Origin of the sequence: Neomicrococcus aestuarii, from assembly GCF_014201135.1 — a bacterium.
Lineage (GTDB): Bacteria > Actinomycetota > Actinomycetes > Actinomycetales > Micrococcaceae > Neomicrococcus > Neomicrococcus aestuarii.
The window spans coordinates 1468812-1484813 of record NZ_JACHDR010000001.1; the positions used below are offsets into that span (position 1 = coordinate 1468812).

At 60.6% G+C, this 16002-nt stretch carries 18 protein-coding genes and 1 pseudogene; 12 read left to right on the forward strand and 7 right to left on the reverse strand.

Going from position 1 to position 16002, the window contains the following annotated elements:
- Window positions 1–73: 73 nt before the first annotated feature.
- From HD598_RS06520 to HD598_RS06540, 5 genes and pseudogenes are all read left to right on the forward strand, one after another.
- A complete protein-coding gene (locus HD598_RS06520) occupies window positions 74–841 on the forward strand; it encodes a hypothetical protein (RefSeq protein WP_183664653.1) in 768 nt (255 codons plus the stop codon).
- Window positions 838–1758 carry a SagB/ThcOx family dehydrogenase gene (locus HD598_RS06525; RefSeq protein ID WP_071894332.1) on the forward strand — a complete coding sequence of 307 codons (921 nt, stop codon included), beginning with the start codon at window positions 838–840 and terminating at the stop codon, window positions 1756–1758. The genes HD598_RS06520 and HD598_RS06525 overlap by 4 nt, the downstream gene beginning before the upstream one ends.
- Complete coding sequence (locus tag HD598_RS06530; RefSeq protein WP_183664655.1) at window positions 1755–2525, forward strand: CPBP family intramembrane glutamic endopeptidase; 771 nt, start codon at window positions 1755–1757, stop codon at window positions 2523–2525. The genes HD598_RS06525 and HD598_RS06530 overlap by 4 nt, the downstream gene beginning before the upstream one ends.
- A complete protein-coding gene (locus tag HD598_RS06535) occupies window positions 2509–3720 on the forward strand; it encodes a hypothetical protein (protein ID WP_183664657.1) in 1212 nt (403 codons plus the stop codon). The genes HD598_RS06530 and HD598_RS06535 overlap by 17 nt, the downstream gene beginning before the upstream one ends.
- Before the next feature lie 31 nt (window positions 3721–3751).
- A pseudogene (locus HD598_RS06540) lies at window positions 3752–4971 on the forward strand (alpha-hydroxy acid oxidase).
- 314 nt (window positions 4972–5285) lie between these two features.
- Here HD598_RS06540 and HD598_RS06545 read toward each other — a convergent pair.
- Entirely contained in the window at window positions 5286–6275 is a 990-nt protein-coding gene (locus HD598_RS06545) for an NAD-dependent epimerase/dehydratase family protein (protein ID WP_183664660.1), read from the reverse strand.
- Window positions 6276–6420: 145 nt separating this feature from the next.
- On the opposite strand from HD598_RS06545, the gene HD598_RS06550 reads away from it, so the two are divergent.
- Window positions 6421–7203 (forward strand): TetR/AcrR family transcriptional regulator, encoded by a 783-nt coding sequence (locus HD598_RS06550; protein WP_183664662.1) that lies wholly within the window; start codon window positions 6421–6423, stop codon window positions 7201–7203.
- Between the two features lie 194 nt (window positions 7204–7397).
- The gene (locus HD598_RS06555) at window positions 7398–7628 is read left to right on the forward strand and encodes a hypothetical protein (protein WP_183664664.1); all 231 of its coding nucleotides are present in this window, start codon (window positions 7398–7400) and stop codon (window positions 7626–7628) included.
- A gap of 25 nt (window positions 7629–7653) precedes the next feature.
- On the opposite strand, the gene HD598_RS06560 is transcribed toward HD598_RS06555, so the two are convergent.
- The gene (locus HD598_RS06560) at window positions 7654–8259 is read right to left on the reverse strand and encodes a TrmH family RNA methyltransferase (RefSeq protein WP_409366199.1); all 606 of its coding nucleotides are present in this window, start codon (window positions 8257–8259) and stop codon (window positions 7654–7656) included.
- A 135-nt stretch (window positions 8260–8394) separates the two neighbouring features.
- On the opposite strand from HD598_RS06560, the gene HD598_RS06565 reads away from it, so the two are divergent.
- Window positions 8395–9489 carry a magnesium and cobalt transport protein CorA gene (locus tag HD598_RS06565; RefSeq protein ID WP_183664668.1) on the forward strand — a complete coding sequence of 365 codons (1095 nt, stop codon included), beginning with the start codon at window positions 8395–8397 and terminating at the stop codon, window positions 9487–9489.
- A 63-nt stretch (window positions 9490–9552) separates the two neighbouring features.
- On the opposite strand, the gene HD598_RS06570 is transcribed toward HD598_RS06565, so the two are convergent.
- Entirely contained in the window at window positions 9553–10326 is a 774-nt protein-coding gene (locus tag HD598_RS06570) for a hypothetical protein (RefSeq protein WP_183664670.1), read from the reverse strand.
- 101 nt (window positions 10327–10427) lie between these two features.
- A complete protein-coding gene (panD, locus tag HD598_RS06575; RefSeq protein ID WP_183664672.1) occupies window positions 10428–10841 on the reverse strand; it encodes an aspartate 1-decarboxylase in 414 nt (137 codons plus the stop codon).
- 66 nt (window positions 10842–10907) lie between these two features.
- Between panD and pyrE the strand changes: the two genes are divergently transcribed.
- Together pyrE and HD598_RS06585 are read left to right on the forward strand one after the other, a co-directional pair.
- Window positions 10908–11471 (forward strand): orotate phosphoribosyltransferase, encoded by a 564-nt coding sequence (pyrE, locus tag HD598_RS06580; RefSeq protein ID WP_071894341.1) that lies wholly within the window; start codon window positions 10908–10910, stop codon window positions 11469–11471.
- A 46-nt stretch (window positions 11472–11517) separates the two neighbouring features.
- Entirely contained in the window at window positions 11518–11967 is a 450-nt protein-coding gene (locus HD598_RS06585; protein WP_183664674.1) for a MarR family winged helix-turn-helix transcriptional regulator, read from the forward strand.
- A gap of 51 nt (window positions 11968–12018) precedes the next feature.
- Here HD598_RS06585 and HD598_RS06590 read toward each other — a convergent pair whose 3' ends face one another.
- The 3 genes from HD598_RS06590 to HD598_RS06600 are packed head-to-tail and all read right to left on the reverse strand — an operon-like array spanning window position 12019 to window position 14119.
- Window positions 12019–12780: a hypothetical protein gene (locus tag HD598_RS06590; RefSeq protein WP_183664676.1), complete on the reverse strand. Its 762-nt coding sequence runs from the start codon at window positions 12778–12780 to the stop codon at window positions 12019–12021.
- Entirely contained in the window at window positions 12777–13745 is a 969-nt protein-coding gene (locus tag HD598_RS06595; RefSeq protein WP_183664678.1) for an ABC transporter ATP-binding protein, read from the reverse strand. Before HD598_RS06595 ends, HD598_RS06590 begins: the two co-directional genes overlap by 4 nt.
- Window positions 13742–14119 (reverse strand): GntR family transcriptional regulator, encoded by a 378-nt coding sequence (locus HD598_RS06600; protein WP_183664680.1) that lies wholly within the window; start codon window positions 14117–14119, stop codon window positions 13742–13744. Before HD598_RS06600 ends, HD598_RS06595 begins: the two co-directional genes overlap by 4 nt.
- 133 nt (window positions 14120–14252) lie before the next feature.
- On the opposite strand from HD598_RS06600, the gene nadE reads away from it, so the two are divergent.
- Window positions 14253–15077 (forward strand): ammonia-dependent NAD(+) synthetase, encoded by an 825-nt coding sequence (nadE, locus tag HD598_RS06605; RefSeq protein ID WP_183664682.1) that lies wholly within the window; start codon window positions 14253–14255, stop codon window positions 15075–15077.
- A 78-nt stretch (window positions 15078–15155) separates the two neighbouring features.
- The gene (locus tag HD598_RS06610) at window positions 15156–15965 is read left to right on the forward strand and encodes an exodeoxyribonuclease III (RefSeq protein ID WP_183664684.1); all 810 of its coding nucleotides are present in this window, start codon (window positions 15156–15158) and stop codon (window positions 15963–15965) included.
- Window positions 15966–16002 lie beyond the last annotated feature (37 nt).

Consider the following 16002-nt stretch of genomic DNA (forward strand, 5'->3'; position numbering starts at 1 on the left):
AGCCGCATCCCTTTTCTCGAGAGGCACTCTCATGCGCGCGCGCACTACTTTGCATCAAGAGCACATTTACCGAATGCTCGAACAGACCCTTGTCCCACCCACCACGGTGACCGAGCTTGATCAGGACACCATCCTCGCGGCCACCAGCCGGCTCAGCGACATCCGCGGTGACGCGTCGGAGCGCTATCAGCTGGATTCGATCCTGACGCCTGCCCTCCTGAAGCGTCTTCCGAGCGCCGACGAAGCGCAGTGGATCCGCGAATACTTCATGACCACCGCGGCCGAAGGTTTCGACCGCGTCAAAGAAGCCAAGACCCGCTGGGCGCGCACGTGGCATGACACGGACAACTTAGAGTCCGTCATGTCAGCGTGCTGGCAGGATCCGGTCACGGTGGGCGCGCTTTTTGGCATCGACGCCCTCGTGGTGATCGACGGCGCTCTCTGGCGCCAAGTCGCCGGTCGTCCCGGCTTGATCTTCGAAGGTCTCCTCACCGAGACCGCGCAAGAACGGCTCGCCAATGCGCTCCCGTGGGATGCATCCCCGGAGAATCTCGAATCCGTGGTGTTCCTCGTTGGCGCGTTCGCCCGCTTGAGCTTCGTCCACGGGCAGCGCACCTCCCGGGCCGCCCACCAGGCCGCCGGCATGGCGGCCTCCGGAATGATTCGTGCGTCCTTGAGCGAGCGTCGTCGTGCCATTGTGGTGGACCAATTTCTGGATACCCCGCTCAATCAGGAGCTGGCGTGCGACGGCGTGAGCCGCGCCCTGTGCGCCATCGTCCGCGTCGCTCCGCAGCCCACGCAAAACCCCGCCCCCACGAGCCCTGAAGGAGCCCACTCATGAGCGTTGACGTTGACCTCAAACTCAAGGCGCCCGGGATTGACCCTGCTGTCGCCGCCAAGCTCGAGGACTTGGGCCCGGAGGCCCGCCGCGCGCTCGACGAGTTTGCGTCCTCCATCGAGGACCTCGCCGCGAACCACGAAGACCCCAACCTCCGACAGATCCTGCACCGCGTGTTTGTGCGCTCCGTCAACGAGTTCTTCACAGCGGAAAACTCGAGCATGCAGTTGCCCGTGAACCTCATGAAGTACATTCGCCCCGCCACGGACGAGGCCGCCATCGCGTTGCCTGCGCCGGACCGCGAACGCGACGCTGACCTGGACGAAATCTTCACCTCGCGCCGATCGCAACGCTCGTTCGCACCGCAGCCCATGAGCCTTCAAACTCTCGGAACCGTCCTCGGCACCGCGCTGGGCAAAGTGGATACCGAGGACGGCTACGGCGTCCGCGACCTCCCCCTCTTCCCCTACCCCTCCATGGGTGGGCTGAGCGCGTTCGAGGTAGGCATCGTCGTACAAAAAGTGGAAGGCGTGGCCCCCGGGTACTACGTCTATGACCAGGTGGGGCACCAATTGGTCCCGAAAATTGTGGGTGATCTGCGGCTGGGGCTGCAAGAGGTCACGTTCGAATCCGAGTGGCTGCTGTATGCGCCAATCGTGCTCGCGATCGCGGGCCGTGCGGAGAAGAGCGAGTGGAAATATCACACCCGCGGGTACCGCATTGGGCACATTGATATGGGCGCCGCGGTCCAGTCCCTCTACCTGTCCGCGTGGGCCTCACAGGTGGGGGCGTGCGCGGTTGCCGGATTCTTCGACGAAGCGATCAACTCACTTTTAGGGTACGACGGCGCAGACACTTACGTTTCGCTGTTAATGGGGATGGGTGAAGTGGCTACCCCACTGTTGGCGCGTCAACGATGAACGAGCTGATCTTCGCGTGCGTCGCGGTGCTGATGACCATGGGCGCGTCCGGTATTGCGCTCATGGTGTATCCGCCGTTGCGGCGTCACAGCGTGGTGATCATGCCCGTCATCCTAGGCGCCGCGTGTTTGGCTTTGGGCGCGTATTTGTTGGCGTATTTATGGCCGTCGTACGCGTCGCCGGGTATGCTCGCGGACAAGCTGGTGTTCGGTGCAGGGCTCTTTGGCGGTTTCGGAAACGTGGCCACCGGGTTGGTGATCGCGCTGATCTCGGCGGTTGTCGCCTTCACTCTGGAGGGCCGACTCAAGCGGTGGAGCGTGGCGCGCAAACGGCGCGCAGCCGAATCCGCCGGGCTGTCTTTCTTAGGGTTTGAAGCTCCGACTGCCGCGGAGAGCCTGCAAGAAGTCGGCGATGTGGCGAAAAAACCGCTGCTTTTCGGAGCGCTGTCCGTCTGGACCGGAAGCGCGGAAGAGTTTTTCTACCGCGGAACCGTGCTGGTGGCCTCTATCGGGACCGCCTTGTTTTGGCCCGCCTTCGCACTGCAAGCCGGAACCTACGCGGTCTCTCACCTGGCGTTTGGTTGGCCAGCGATCCTCGGGAAACTGTTACTGGGCTTATCGTTCGGAGCCGCAGCAATTGTAGGAGGCATGATCCCCGTTATCCTCGCCCACTGGGGATACCAATGGTTGGTTGCTCGCCAATTTAGGGCGCCGTCATCTTCACGAAAGTCCGCACGAAAGAAGCCCTCCGATGCCGTCTCCACCTAATGCTCCCTGGGTCAGCCACGGGCTGATCGACGCCTCCGTCACCGTCACCGGCTACCGCGAATCCTCGCTCGACGCACCGGATCTAGCCCAACGCGCGCTCGCCGAACTGTGGGCCGAGTTCGGGGTGGTCGGCGTCCGAGACGTCGGCAGTTCCGTGACCGCGAACCTGCGGCAACGCGAACTCAGTCGGGGTTCGTCGGAGCAAACACCCGGCCCCTCATCGCGACCCGGTCCCGAGCCCCACGGAACCCACGTCCACCACACCGGGCTGGTACTGGTGGAAGGCACCCCACTGGGGGACGGCGACGTCGTACTCAGTGAAACCGCCCTCGATGCTGCACTGGGAATTGCGACCGCGTTCGACCCCGACGCGCCCACGCTCATGTTCAAGACCGAGTCCGCGGCTTGCCTCGCTTATTGGGCGGGGCAAGCGCGGAAGCGGCATCCGAACGCGCGAATCTCCGCTCGCGGGGCCACCGCCGTTGATGTGGCGGTGTCTGCCGGGCTGCACGTTGTGGATTCGTTTCCGTGGCTCGCGGTTGCCCGGCTTGGCGCTTCGGGTCCTTCGATGTCCACGTCCAATCTGACGCCGGTCGAGGTATTGCAAGCGTGGGCGCGAGCCGACGAACGGGCGATTGCGGCCCGCGTTGCCTGGCTCGCCGAACACAATGTGGCTCTGACCAGTGAGTTTCTGGCGCTTCGCCGCAGCGTGTTCATCAAGGAAGCGCTCACGGCCGCGCACCTGGACCGGATCGAAGCGATCCTCCCGCACGTCCGACACGTCGCCGATATGCGCCGGGCGGGCGGTTACCTGAGTGGACGCCGTTCGCTCTCGAAGTTCGCCGGGATCGAGCAGCCCAAGTCTCAGCAACTGGCCGAAGCCGAGGTGGGCTGGCAAAAGATGCTTGCCGCTGCCGCGCACGCCGTTGACGCGGGGCTGCGGTTGTTGCCTGCGAGCCGTAGCCCGCTCTTGACGAGTTGCCCCGGGTACAGCCTGCTCGAAGAACTTGCTGTCCTGGTACACGCAGGAATTCCGGCCGAAACTGTGTTTGACCTCGCCGGAAGCGAGGCCGCAGAGGTGCTGTCCTTGCCGCTCTCCACCGCGCCAGTCCTCACCGCGGATTCGGCACCCACGGATCCTTCGCAGATCTTGCGCTTGCGGGCAACCGACTCAAGGATCACAGCGGGACTGTAGCTGCGTCGTCGTAATCTAGGAATTGAACCCGATGCAAGGAGTCCACGTGAACCGCCGTTTCCCCAAAGTCAGCGAACTGCGCCCGCTCATGCAGTTTGAGCGCCCCTCGTTCAGCCGCGAAGCCAGGCTTGCGAAGGCCGCCGACGTGTGGGATCTGCGCACGATCGCGAAGCGTCGAACCCCCAAGCCAGCCTTCGATTACGTCGACGGCGCCGCCCAGCGCGAAATCACCGTGGCCCGCACGCGCGCCGCTTTCGACGCGGTAGAAATCCTGCCGCGCATCCTGCATGGCACGGGTTCCGTGGACCTTACGACGACGATCGCTGGCGGACACTCTGCACTTCCGTTCGGCATTGCGCCCACTGGGTTCACGCGATTCATGCACTCGGAGGGTGAAGACGGCGGATCGGTAGCCGCTCGCGACGCCGGGATTCCGTTCACCCTGTCCACGATGGGCACGCGTTCGCCCGAGCAAGTGGCCGAGGCCGCACCAGGTGGACGACGTTGGTTCCAGCTGTACTTGTGGAAGGACCGCGAGCGGTCACTGGACTTGCTGAAGCGGGCAACCGACTCCGGCTTCGACACCTTGCTGGTCACCGTGGATACGCCTGTCGCACAGGGCAGCGCCTGCGCGACACCCGCAACGGCATGACCATCCCGCCGAAGCTCACGCTGAAGACCGTGGTGGATGCGTCTTACCGGCCCGAGTGGTGGTTCAACTTCCTCACCACAGACCCGCTGACCTTCGCGTCCTTGTCCGGGTCCAGCGCGGACTTGCCATCCATCATCAACTCGATGTTTGACCCCACGCTGTCCATGTCAGACCTCGAATGGGTCCGCTCCGTGTGGCCTGGAAAGCTGTTTGTGAAAGGCATCCTGACGGCCGAAGATACGCGCCGTGCACTGGATGTTGGAGCTGACGGGCTGGTGGTGTCCAACCACGGCGGTCGACAGTTGGATCGCGCGCCTGTGTCTCTGCGAGCTCTTCCGGAGGTCCGCGCCGAGGCAGGTTCTTCTGTGGAGATCATCCTGGATTCGGGCATCATGTCCGGCGCGGACATCGTCGCGGCGTTGTGCTTGGGCGCTGACTTTGCGCTGATCGGCCGGGCATACTTGTACGGACTCATGGCCGGCGGACGCGAAGGTGTTTCCCGAACGATTGAGCTGTTGGCCAAGGAAATGGAAGTGACCATGCAGCTCATGGGCGCCGGATCCGTCGCCGATCTTGGGCCACACCTAGTGCGGGTGTAGCGAGGGCTGGCGCAACCCCACCCACGGTGCATCGTAGGGATTGTTGTGTGATCGTACGTTCAGAGACTACGATCACACAACTCCAGCTACATGTAGGCAAACGAGCGGGTTTTCCAGCCAAAGAACCCGCAACTATAGCTACGATTTCAGTGGCGCGATCCGCGTGAAACGCAACAATCGCTACACTCGGTCGCCCGTCAACTTCGCCAGACACTTCGGCGCGCAACTATGGCTACGAGTGACGCGATGATCAGCCGGCTCTTTCCCGCACGTCTGCAACAATCACTACGATTCCGCGCTGGCCACCAGCCGCATTACCCCAAACTCCCCACGACCTCCCGCAACGTTTCCTTCCACGGCGTCTCGCTCATCCCGAAGTACTCCCGCGCTGCGGAATCGTCCATCACGAACGGCTCTTCAAACTGGTGCTTCGTCTCCTTGAGTTCGCGCAAGATCGGCACGAAAAGCGATGCCGCCCTAATAGCACGGGCAGGCACTTCGCGCACGCGCGCCACATGGCCCGTCATCTGAGCCACCTGCTCAGCGACCAGTTGGAAACTCACCGCAGGCGCGCTCGGCGTATGCCAAGGGTGTCCCCACGCTGCGTCGTCGTGCTCCAGCTCCGCAATCCGAGCTATCAGCCGCCCCGCGTCGCGAACTGACGTCCAGGTGTGCGGCGCGTTCTTGCGGCCCACCGGCAGCCATGCGGTTTTACCGTGCGACACCGGCTTGATCAGGAAACTGCCGAGGTAGCTTTGGTCTGCGATGTCGACGCCAAGGTAATCGGAGGAACGCACCTCCGCCACCCGAAGATTCCCCGCCCGATGCTCCGCCAGCGCGTCCTCCCACATCTGCACGCGGACCGCGCCCTTGGTGCCATTGGGCCGAAGCGGCGTGGACTCGGTCATGGGCGCGGACACCTTGCCGTAACCGTAGAGGTTGCCGGTGATGACCAGCTTGAGGCCGTGGTGGGACGCCGCAGCGAGGACCGTCTTGTTGATGGGTGGCCAGGTCTTCGCCCACTCGCCGTAGTTCGCGGGGTTCATCGCGTTGACGATCGCGTCGAATCCGGCGCTGGCTTCGGTGAGCTGTCCCGCATGCGAAGCATCAAGCACCCGGTGCTCGGCGTTCTTCAGTAGCTGGTACCGCTCGGGGATGATTTCTTGGCTTGCTTCATCCAGTACGACGCCGCCGCGCCACTTCCCGGAACGAGAGCCTACGGTGACGTCGTGGTTGCGAGAGAGCAGTTCGGCTGCAGTTTCGCGGGCAATTCCGCCCGCTCCGAGGATCAGAATTCGGGACACGGTGGGCTCCTAAGTGGCGGGTTTTCTGCGTTTCCTACTCGCCGAGAACTATGTTTAGATTCGAGAACAGTGTTCACTCTATATGCTGCATTGTCAACGGGTGTCACGGTTGTGAATGGTGATCTGTTTTGAGATGCTTGTTCGCATGGATTCAGACGGTGGAACTCGCGCAGAAAAGCGCTCCCGCGCACCCAAAACGGCGCAGGGAATTCGCGAGCGGAACCGCGCGGCGATCGAGTCTGAGATCCTCGCCATCGCGAAGCGTCACCTAACGCAAGTGGGTGCGCCGGCGTTGTCTTTGCGGTCGATCGCCAAGGAACTCGAGATGACTCCGAGCGCGCTCTACCGCTACATCGAGAACCGAGACGAGTTGCTCACGCGGCTCATCGTCGAGTCCTTTACGTCCCTCTCAACGGACGTTACGAAAGCTGAAGCCCGCGTAGATCGATCCGATTTCGAAGGACGTTTTCGCGCGCTCGCCACCTCACTTCGCAAGTGGGCGCTGGCCAAGCCTCACGAGTTCGGGCTGATCTATGGCACACCGGTTCCAGGGTTCAAGGCGTCACCTACCCGAACGCTGGAGGCGGGAACGCGCGTCTTCCTCTTGCTCGCACGGCTCGGCGCAGACATGCAGGCCTTCATTGACCAGCAGCTTCATAAATCCGGCAAGTACATGGAATCCACCGATCTTTTGGATACCGCCGCGGTGGAAGGTCTGTTCACGGACTACTTTGACTTCTTACAGGACGTCTCCCCCGAGCTGATCATGAACGTTCTCGCTGCCTGGAACCTGATCATGGGCGGAGTTTCGGCCGAGGTCTTCGGGCACTACGGCCCTGATGTCGCAGGCGCGCATGCGATGTTTGATGCATGGGTTGATCGCGCGTGGCGGGTTGCCGCGGGAGGCTTGAACACCCACACCCTTTAAACGGCGAGCACTCGTCGGGGCACGTCTCGAGAGGCCGCCGAACGAATGCGGTCCGAGATGAATGGTGGAATCGTGCGGGCTGGACCCTCGAGAAACGAATTTTGGTCATCGTTTCCAAGGAAGTTGCTTCTACGGTTGAAGGCTAGCCGGGAAGCGTTGCCGAATGGATAATGGAGTCAACATAAAGGAACGCTATGTCCACGATTTCTCATCGAAAGACCGCAACCGCACGCAAGTCGGGCCGATTCAAATTTTGGCGCGCGCTCAACCGTAGAAACTCCAAGGTCGCTGATGAACCACAGCAGACGATTACTGGAGTGCAAGTCGAGACGAGCCCACAAGTGACCTTGGAACGCCGAATTGCAGCGGAAATCCTGGCCGACTACGAACGACGCTACGGCCCATGGGAAGAGCGAAACAACTAGTCACTGCACAGTGGCGTTTCAGGCCTTAAGAAACGTGCTGGTTGAAAACATGCCGGCGGATCCACGCGTGCATCGCGATGGCGGCGGCAGACGCAGCGTTCATAGACCGCGTTGAACCGAATTGTTCGATCGACAAAGTGGCGGCTGCGGCGTCGTGCACCTCAGCACTCAACCCCGGACCTTCTTGCCCGAAGACCAGAACGCAACGCTTCGGCAAATCAAAGGTCTCAAGCGGCACGGAATCCGGGAAAATATCGATGCCAATGATCGTGTACCCCTCGGCCTGCGCCCACGCAACGAAATCATCGACGGTGGGGTGATGGCGGATGTGCTGGTACTTGTCCGTGACCATGGCGCCACGACGATTCCAGCGGCGGCGGCCAATGATGTGGACCTCTTTCGCGAGGAACGCGTTGGCGGTGCGGACCACGGTGCCGATGTTGAGATCGTGCTGCCAGTTCTCGATGGCAATGTGGAATTCGTGGCGGCGAGAATCGAGTTCGGCGACGATCGCGTCGTGCTTCCAGTAGCGGTACTGGTCCAGAACGTTGCGGCGGTCGCCATTTTCGAGAAGCTCCGGATCCCAGCGATCTCCGGTCGGCCACTCGCCCTCCCACGGCCCCACGCCCACTTCGTGCTGCGGTTCCTGAGGTTCCTGCGGCTCGTGCGATTCTGGCTCGGGAGCGTTCTCAACTGAATTCACAATTATCAATTCTCCCACGCCGTGCCCCGAGCGTGCCTCCGGAACGCGTGACAAGATGTGCTTATGCCCATTGTTGACCACGCGATTTACGTTCAGGGAAAGCGCATTCCCACGCCGGATGATTTCCGGCAGACGCTTGAGATTATGCACGCCGAAGATGGCGTGTGCTGGATGGGGCTCTACCGTCCCACCCCCGATGAGATTCACGAAGTAGCCGAGGAATTCGACCTTCACGAGCTCGCTGTGGAGGACACTCTCGAGTCTCATCAGCGCGCAAAGATGGACCAGTACGGCGAACACACGTTCGTGGTGTTGCGGCCGGCCCGCTACCTCGATGATGTGGAAAAGGTCGAATTCGGCGAGCTGCACGTCTACGTCGGACCGGATTTTGTGATCACGGTGCGTCAGGCAGAGGTTCCGGAGCTTTCCCCCGTGCGGCATCGCATGGAGGAGGAGGTAGACCTGCTGACCATGGGTCCGCCCGCGATCTTGTACGCGATTCTTGACCAAGTGGTGGACGAGTACGAACCTGTCGCCGATGGCCTCGAGAAAGACATCGAAGAGATTGAAGCGGAGCTTTTCACGGGCAATGCCCATGTCTCGCGTCGTATTTACGAGCTATTCCGTGAGGTCGTGGAGTTCCAGCGTGCTACTGCCCCGCTTGAGCGCGTGGTCTCGCTGTTGCGTCGCAGGATTACTGGCGAAGCGAGCGATTCAAATCCGTTCCTTGAGTTCCGGGAAAGGGATTTTTTGCGCAGTACGACGACGTCTGGCCCGGTTTCAGAGGCAGAGACCCGTGAGCATGAGCGAATTATTGAGTTGGACCGCCATTACCGCGACGTCCACGACCACATCATGCGCATCAATGAGCGCGTGGTGCAGATGAAGTCATTGCTGACCAACGCTTTGTCACTCTCCTCGACGCTGTCTTCGCAGAGTTCCGCCGAGGCGGGAGTGGAACAGAACGAGCAGATGAAGAAGATCTCTTCATGGGCTGCAATCCTCTTTGCACCGTCCCTGATTGGCAGTATTTACGGCATGAACTTTAACCACATGCCGGAGCTTCAATGGGTGGCCGGTTACCCGCTTGCGCTGAGCTTGATGTTTGTTTTGAGTTTTGGTTTGTGGGCCATTTTCAAGCACAACAAGTGGCTCTAATTTTCTCTTAAATACCGCGTTGCCCCAGGAACACTCAGTCCATTCCCGGGGCAACGTGGAGTCTTAGGAGCTCGTCGTGGGTTCTGAAGATCCTGAGGATTCAGCAGATTCCGAAGACTCATCTTCGCTGGAATCTGTTGAGTCGCTGGAATCATCTGAGTCGCTCGAGTCGTCTGGACCATGACCGCCTTCTGGCCGTTCGCCATCAGGTCGCTCGCCCTTTTCAGGACGTTCGAGTTCTTCCACGGTGCCGAGGTCTGAGCTGACCTTGAACATAATGCGCTCGGAGTCCTTGGTTCCGGCAACTACGTAGGATCCGTCGTCGTTCTTGAAGACCTTCTCTACGGTGACCGCGGAATCCTTGGCGGTGACGGCCTCGGAAACCTTGGTGGCGTCATCGCCGGTGACTTCTTCGTGATCGAAGCCTGGGCCGCCGCCATGACGACCGCCGCCGGGGCCTCGTTCGCTCTTTGTAACAGTGGCCAAGTCGGAGCTGACGTCATACTTCACGTCGTCTTCGCCGCTGGTACCGATCACATCGTAGGAACCGTCTTCATCCTTGAGGACCTTCTCGGCCACGAAGTCAGCATCCTGCGCCTTCACAGCGTCCGTGACCTTGGTGGCTTCGTCGCCGGTGACCTCGGTGTGCGTGTGCTGTCCGCGGCCCTTACCGGCCTCGGCCTTGTCTGATTCAGCCGTGGCGGATGAGCTAGCGGAGGACCCGGACGAGGATTCGCTCGCATCGGCGTACGCCATGCTTGCTCCCACTCCGCCGGTTACTGCTGCCGCGACGGTCGCCAAGCCGGCTGCACCCAAAGCAATCTTTCGCGCTTTCATATCTCTCCTTCTTTACCGGTGAGTTTCACCGGCTATAGATCAAGAATCGCGCGCGTTCCTTTGACTGGGCTATGGAGAAGATTTTTGTGTGGTGTGAGATTTCAGTGAACGGCGTACGGCGGACGCGAAAGTCCTTCGGCCAGGGCCTCAGCAGGATCGGAGCCCAGTTCGATGATCCGGTTCCGCTCATCCACGTGAACCACCTTCGGTTCGAAGGCGCGTGCTTCCTCGGTTGTCATGCTCTGGTAGGCGATCAGAATGACGAGGTCTCCCACGTTCACGAGGTGGGCGGCAGCACCGTTGATGCCGATAACACCGGAGCCACGTTCGCCGGCGATTGTGTAGGTCTCCAGACGGGAGCCGTTGGTGACGTCCACAATGGACACCAGCTCGCCCGGCAGGATGTCGGCGGCGTCGAGGAGATCGAGGTCAACCGTCACGGATCCTACGTAGTGCAAATCGGCGTGCGTAACCGTGGCTCGGTGGATCTTGGAACTGAACATGGTGCGCATCATGACATCTATTGTCCTCCTTCTGCGCAAACCACGAGGCCCGGCCGCACACCCACTAAACTCGGAGTCATGACTTTCGCTGAAGACCGCGCCCGCTTGCTGGAACTCGTTAAAGAACTCGCCGTTGTCCACGGCAAGGTCATTTTGTCCTCGGGCAATGAGGCCGACTACTACGTTGACCTCCGCCGCATCACCCTGCACCACGAGGCTTCCATCTTGGTGGGCCGCGTGCTCTTGCACTTGCTCGATGAAAAGGGCATCGAGTTCACGAACGTCGGTGGCCTCACGATGGGCGCCGACCCCGTGGGCACCGCCATCATGCACGCCGGCCGCGAGGCTGACCGCGAGATCGACGCGTTCGTAGTCCGCAAGCAGCAGAAGTCCTACGGCATGGGCCGTCAGGTAGAAGGCCCGAGCGTTGAGGGCCGCAAGGTTGTGATCGTCGAAGATACTTCCACCACGGGCGGTTCCGCGCTCACCGCAGTTGAGGGTGTTCGCAAGGCTGGCGGCGAGATTCAGGCCGTCGTCGTCATCGTTGACCGCAACACCGGCGCCAAGGAACGCATCGAAGAAGAAGCCGGCGTCCCTTACATCTACGCGTTCTCGAGCGAAGAACTCGGCCTCGAGAAGTAAACCCAAACCACCCCACAAGCGGGCTCATAGTGACTAGGCTGACACTATGAGCGAACAACCGATTGGATACTGGGTCAAACTCGTAGATTCACTGATCACCGAGCGCTTTCAAGACGCCCTCGAAGAGCACGGCGTCACGCGCCGTCAGTGGATGCTGCTGAATCATTTGCGTAACGGCACCGCGTCCGGAGGCGAACTCACCGAAGCGTTGTCGCCGTTCTTCGGCGATCCCGTGCCCGATGGCGAGCCACGGACCCCGTCCGAGCACCTTGCCGAACTTGTTGAATCCGGGTGGGTCCTCGAAGAGGGGCACACGTTTACGCTGACGGAACGCGGCGCGTTGAGTCTTGAACGTCTCACCGAGATCGTCGAAGGCATCCGCACCTCCGCAAGCGAAAACGTAGCCCCGGCAGATTTCGAAACCACCGTAGCGACCTTGCGCACTATGGCGGGCAACCTCGGCTACCGAGAAGGCCAAGCCGCACCCGCGCAGTAAACGCGAGCTGCGTCGTCGTAATTTCTGAGAAGTACGACGACGCAGCTCGCTTTAGCGCCCGATAGGAGCGTTGCGCACCACTAACCACGTGCCCGCGCTCAGGAGCACCATCAGAACCACGCTCACGTAGCTGGCGTGGAGGTAAATGTTCTCATCCAACCAGCCGAAAACGTTGATCTGTAGACCTATATCCGCGGCGATCACGCCCAGGAGGGCAAGGACAATGAGGATGATCGAGTACGTCACTCCCGCCGACTTCCACCGCAAGTAAATTGCGGCAAAAAAGTTACCGGCCAGCAAAGACAGCGCGCTGATCACGAACCCCATGAGGAACGCGTAGCCGTAGTTGCCATCGCCCATGATGTAGGTGTCATACATCCGCGTTCCGGTGAACCAACCATTCGTGAGCTTTTCGAGGCCCAGGAGAAGAGTGGACGCCACTGCGAGGCCCACGCTTGCCACCAGAAGTGTGAGGGTGGTGCCCAGCCAATACTCGCGCCGCGTAGAGCCAAGGGCTACCGCAAACGGGAGCGAACGCGAGTACATGAGGGCGCCAAGCGAAATGAAGTAACCGCACAGGATCCACAGCGCGGCCTGATTGTTTCGCATGCCTTCAGTCACGGCGCCCGCCGGGGCGCCGGCCAATTTGATGAGCTCGCCAACAATCACCGAAATCACGATTCCCGCCGCAGTGATTAACACAGGGACCAGAATCTGTTGCTTCTTATCAACAAGCTGGAGCTTCACCACGCGAAGGATGCGCTCGCTCGTGGATGGGGTGGCTGCGGTGAGCGAAAGTGTTGAAGTACTCATCGGGAAAGCTCCTTCACCTGACGGTTGGGATTCGAATCAGTTGAGTTGCCGCGAGGTTCCAGAGAGGACGTGTCCTCGCGGTGGCCCAGCGCGGAAACGAGGTCCTGTAGCGATACGGGACTAATTTCAAGCCGCGCGGCGCTTGCCGCTTCGGCGAGATCGGCCGTTACTTGCCCGGATACCGTGGCGGACTTGAGACCGCCGAGCATCCTTACTTTCAAGACCTTGAGGCCGCGCGTCAGCTCATCGACTGCGAGCGCCGGACCTGCGATGTTATAGGCAGACTCGGTAGCTTCTTCAACTCTCATATCCAGCACGATCTCGCCCTCGTCCAGCACGATCACGCGCTCGAAGAGGTTGGCGGCTTCGTCGATGACGTGCGTTGAGAAGACGATTGTTCGCGGGCTCTCCCCTACGTCCTCGATGAGGAGGTCGTAGAACATGTCACGCGCCGTGGGATCTAGGCCCAAGTACGGCTCATCCAAGAACGTGACAGGCGCACGGGATGCCAGACCAATGAGAATGCCCAGCGCGGAGAGCTGGCCGCGTGAGTACTTCTTGATTTGGGTGCCTTCTGGAAGACGGAAGCGTCCCTTGATGTGGTCTGCGAGCTCGTTGTCCCAATTCGGGTAGAAGTTCGCTGCAGCCCGCAGTACGTGCTTGAGCGCGGATTCATCCGGGTACTTCTGGTTCTCACGAATAAAGCAGATCTGGCTCAGCGCCTCTGGGTTCTCCCACACGGGTTCGCCGAAGATGAGAGCTTCGCCGCTGGTGGGACGCTCTTGATTACTCAAGATGCTCATCAAGGTGGTTTTGCCCACGCCGTTGCGGCCAAAGAGTCCCACGATGGTGCCGGGCTGGATTTCAACATCAAGGCCTCGCAGGACCTTGGTTTTGCCGAAGTTCTTGGTGAGTCCGCGCAAGGTGATGGCGGGGGTCTCAGGTGTAGTACTTGGGGAGGTCATGAGGTCGCTCCTTCAAGGGTGGTGGATGCTGTGGCGGCGATCATGGATTGCAATTGATCTGCCGGGATGCCTAAGCGCTGCGCTTCGGAGACGAGTGGTTCTATGTAGGCCGCGGTGAAGGCGTCGCGGCGTTCTTGGACGAGCTGCTGGCGAGCGCCGGTAGCTACAAACATGCCGATGCCTCGTTTCTTGTACAGAATTCCTTGGTCGACTAGTCGGTTAAGTGCTTTGCCCGCCGTCGCGGGATTGATGCGCATAAAACTGGCGAACTCGTTGGTTGAGGGCACTTGGGTCTCTTCCGGATAGAGCCCGTCCAGAATGCCTTCTTCAATCGAGCGGCTGAGCTGAATGAAGATCGGTGCGGATTCCGTCATTGCGCATCACCTTCCTTCATTGGTTCATTACTCATGTAACTAACTAAAGCACCTGTCGAGCGCAAGGTCAAGAGCCTGACCCAAGCTGCGTCGTCGTCATCTATCTGAAACCAACCGGCGCTAGGCTAAGAGCATGCGTGAATTGCAAGCGAAAATCATCGCCGAAATGGGCGTGCAGCCCTCCATCGATCCAGCAACTGAAGTAGCCCGCCGCGTCGCGTTCCTCGCGGACTACGCGCAAGCGACCCACACCAACGGATTTGTGCTGGGAATTTCCGGCGGCGTGGACTCCACGCTCGCAGGACGCCTCGCCCAAATGGCCGTCGAGGAACTCGCGAAGCGCGGTGTCGAATCCGACTTCGTAGCCGTCCGCCTCCCCCACGGCATCCAGCAGGACGAAGCCGATGCGCAAGCCGCCATGGACTTCGTCGCCGCTAAAACCGAATGGACGTTCAACATCAAGCCCGGCACGGACGCCATGATGGAAGAATTCAGCGCCACCACGGGCCGCGAAATCACGGACTTCAACAAGGGCAACATCAAGGCGCGCTTGCGCATGGTGGCGCAGTACGCGCTCGCCGGCGAACGCAACCTCTTGGTGCTAGGAACCGACCACGGCGCCGAATCCGTCACCGGATTCTTCACCAAGTTCGGCGACGGCGGAGCCGACATCCTCCCGCTCTTCGGCCTGAACAAACGCCAAAACCGTCAACTGCTCGAGCACCTCGGCGCCCCCGAGCCTGTGTGGAAGAAGGTCCCTACCGCGGATCTTCTGGACACCAAGCCCGGCCGCACGGATGAAGACGAACTCGGCATCACGTACGACCACATCGACGATTACCTCGAAGGTCGCGAGATTCCGGAGACCGCCGCCGATGCGATCGAGACGAAGTACCTGCGTTCGCGCCACAAGCGCACCACTCCGGTCACGATCTTTGACTCGTGGTGGAAAGAATAGTTCCTCGTCAGTACGCGCTGGGCGCGAACAAACCACATTCGGACCAGATCGGCTCACCCGTCTTGATAGGTTAGACAGGTGAAGATTGCTACCTGGAATGTGAATTCGTTGCGCGCCCGCGCTGACCGCGTTGAGGCGTGGTTGGAGCGCTCTAATGTGGACGTCTTGGCGATTCAGGAAACCAAGTGCAAAGACGAGAATTTCCCATGGGATCTCTTCGAGCGCATGGACTACGAGGTCGCCCACTTCGGCCTAAGCCAGTGGAACGGTGTGGCCATCGCCTCCCGCGTGGGCCTCGATGACGTCGAGCGCACGTTCGCTGATCAGCCAGTGTTCGGCAAGGGCGGCGTGGATCCCATCCAGGAAGCCCGTGCGATTGGTGCCACCTGCGGCGGAGTGCGCATCTGGAGCTTGTACGTGCCCAACGGCCGCGCGCTCGATGACGAGCACATGCCCTACAAGCTGCAGTGGCTGGATACGTTGAAGAACCACGCGAAGTCCTGGGTAGCTGAGGATCCTGCCGCGAAGATTGCGCTTATGGGCGACTTCAACATTGCCCCGCAGGATGACGACGTGTGGGACATTGAGTACTTCCTTTCCGAAGGATTGACCCACGTCAGCAAGCCAGAGCGCGATGCGTTTTACGCTTTCATTGACGACGCCGGTTTCAAAGATGTGGTGCGGCCGTTTACTCCTGGCCCCGGCGTTTACACGTACTGGGACTATAAGCAGCTGCGCTTCCCGAAGAAGGAAGGCATGCGCATCGACTTTGTGCTGGGCTCCCCCGGGCTGGCAGCATCCGTGACGCACGCCGAGATTGACCGCGAAGAACGAAAAGGCAAGGGCGCTTCTGACCACGCCCCGGTCATCGTGGAATTGAGCGAATAATCGAGCCCAAACCGTCCTTCCGCCACGAGTTCGCTGT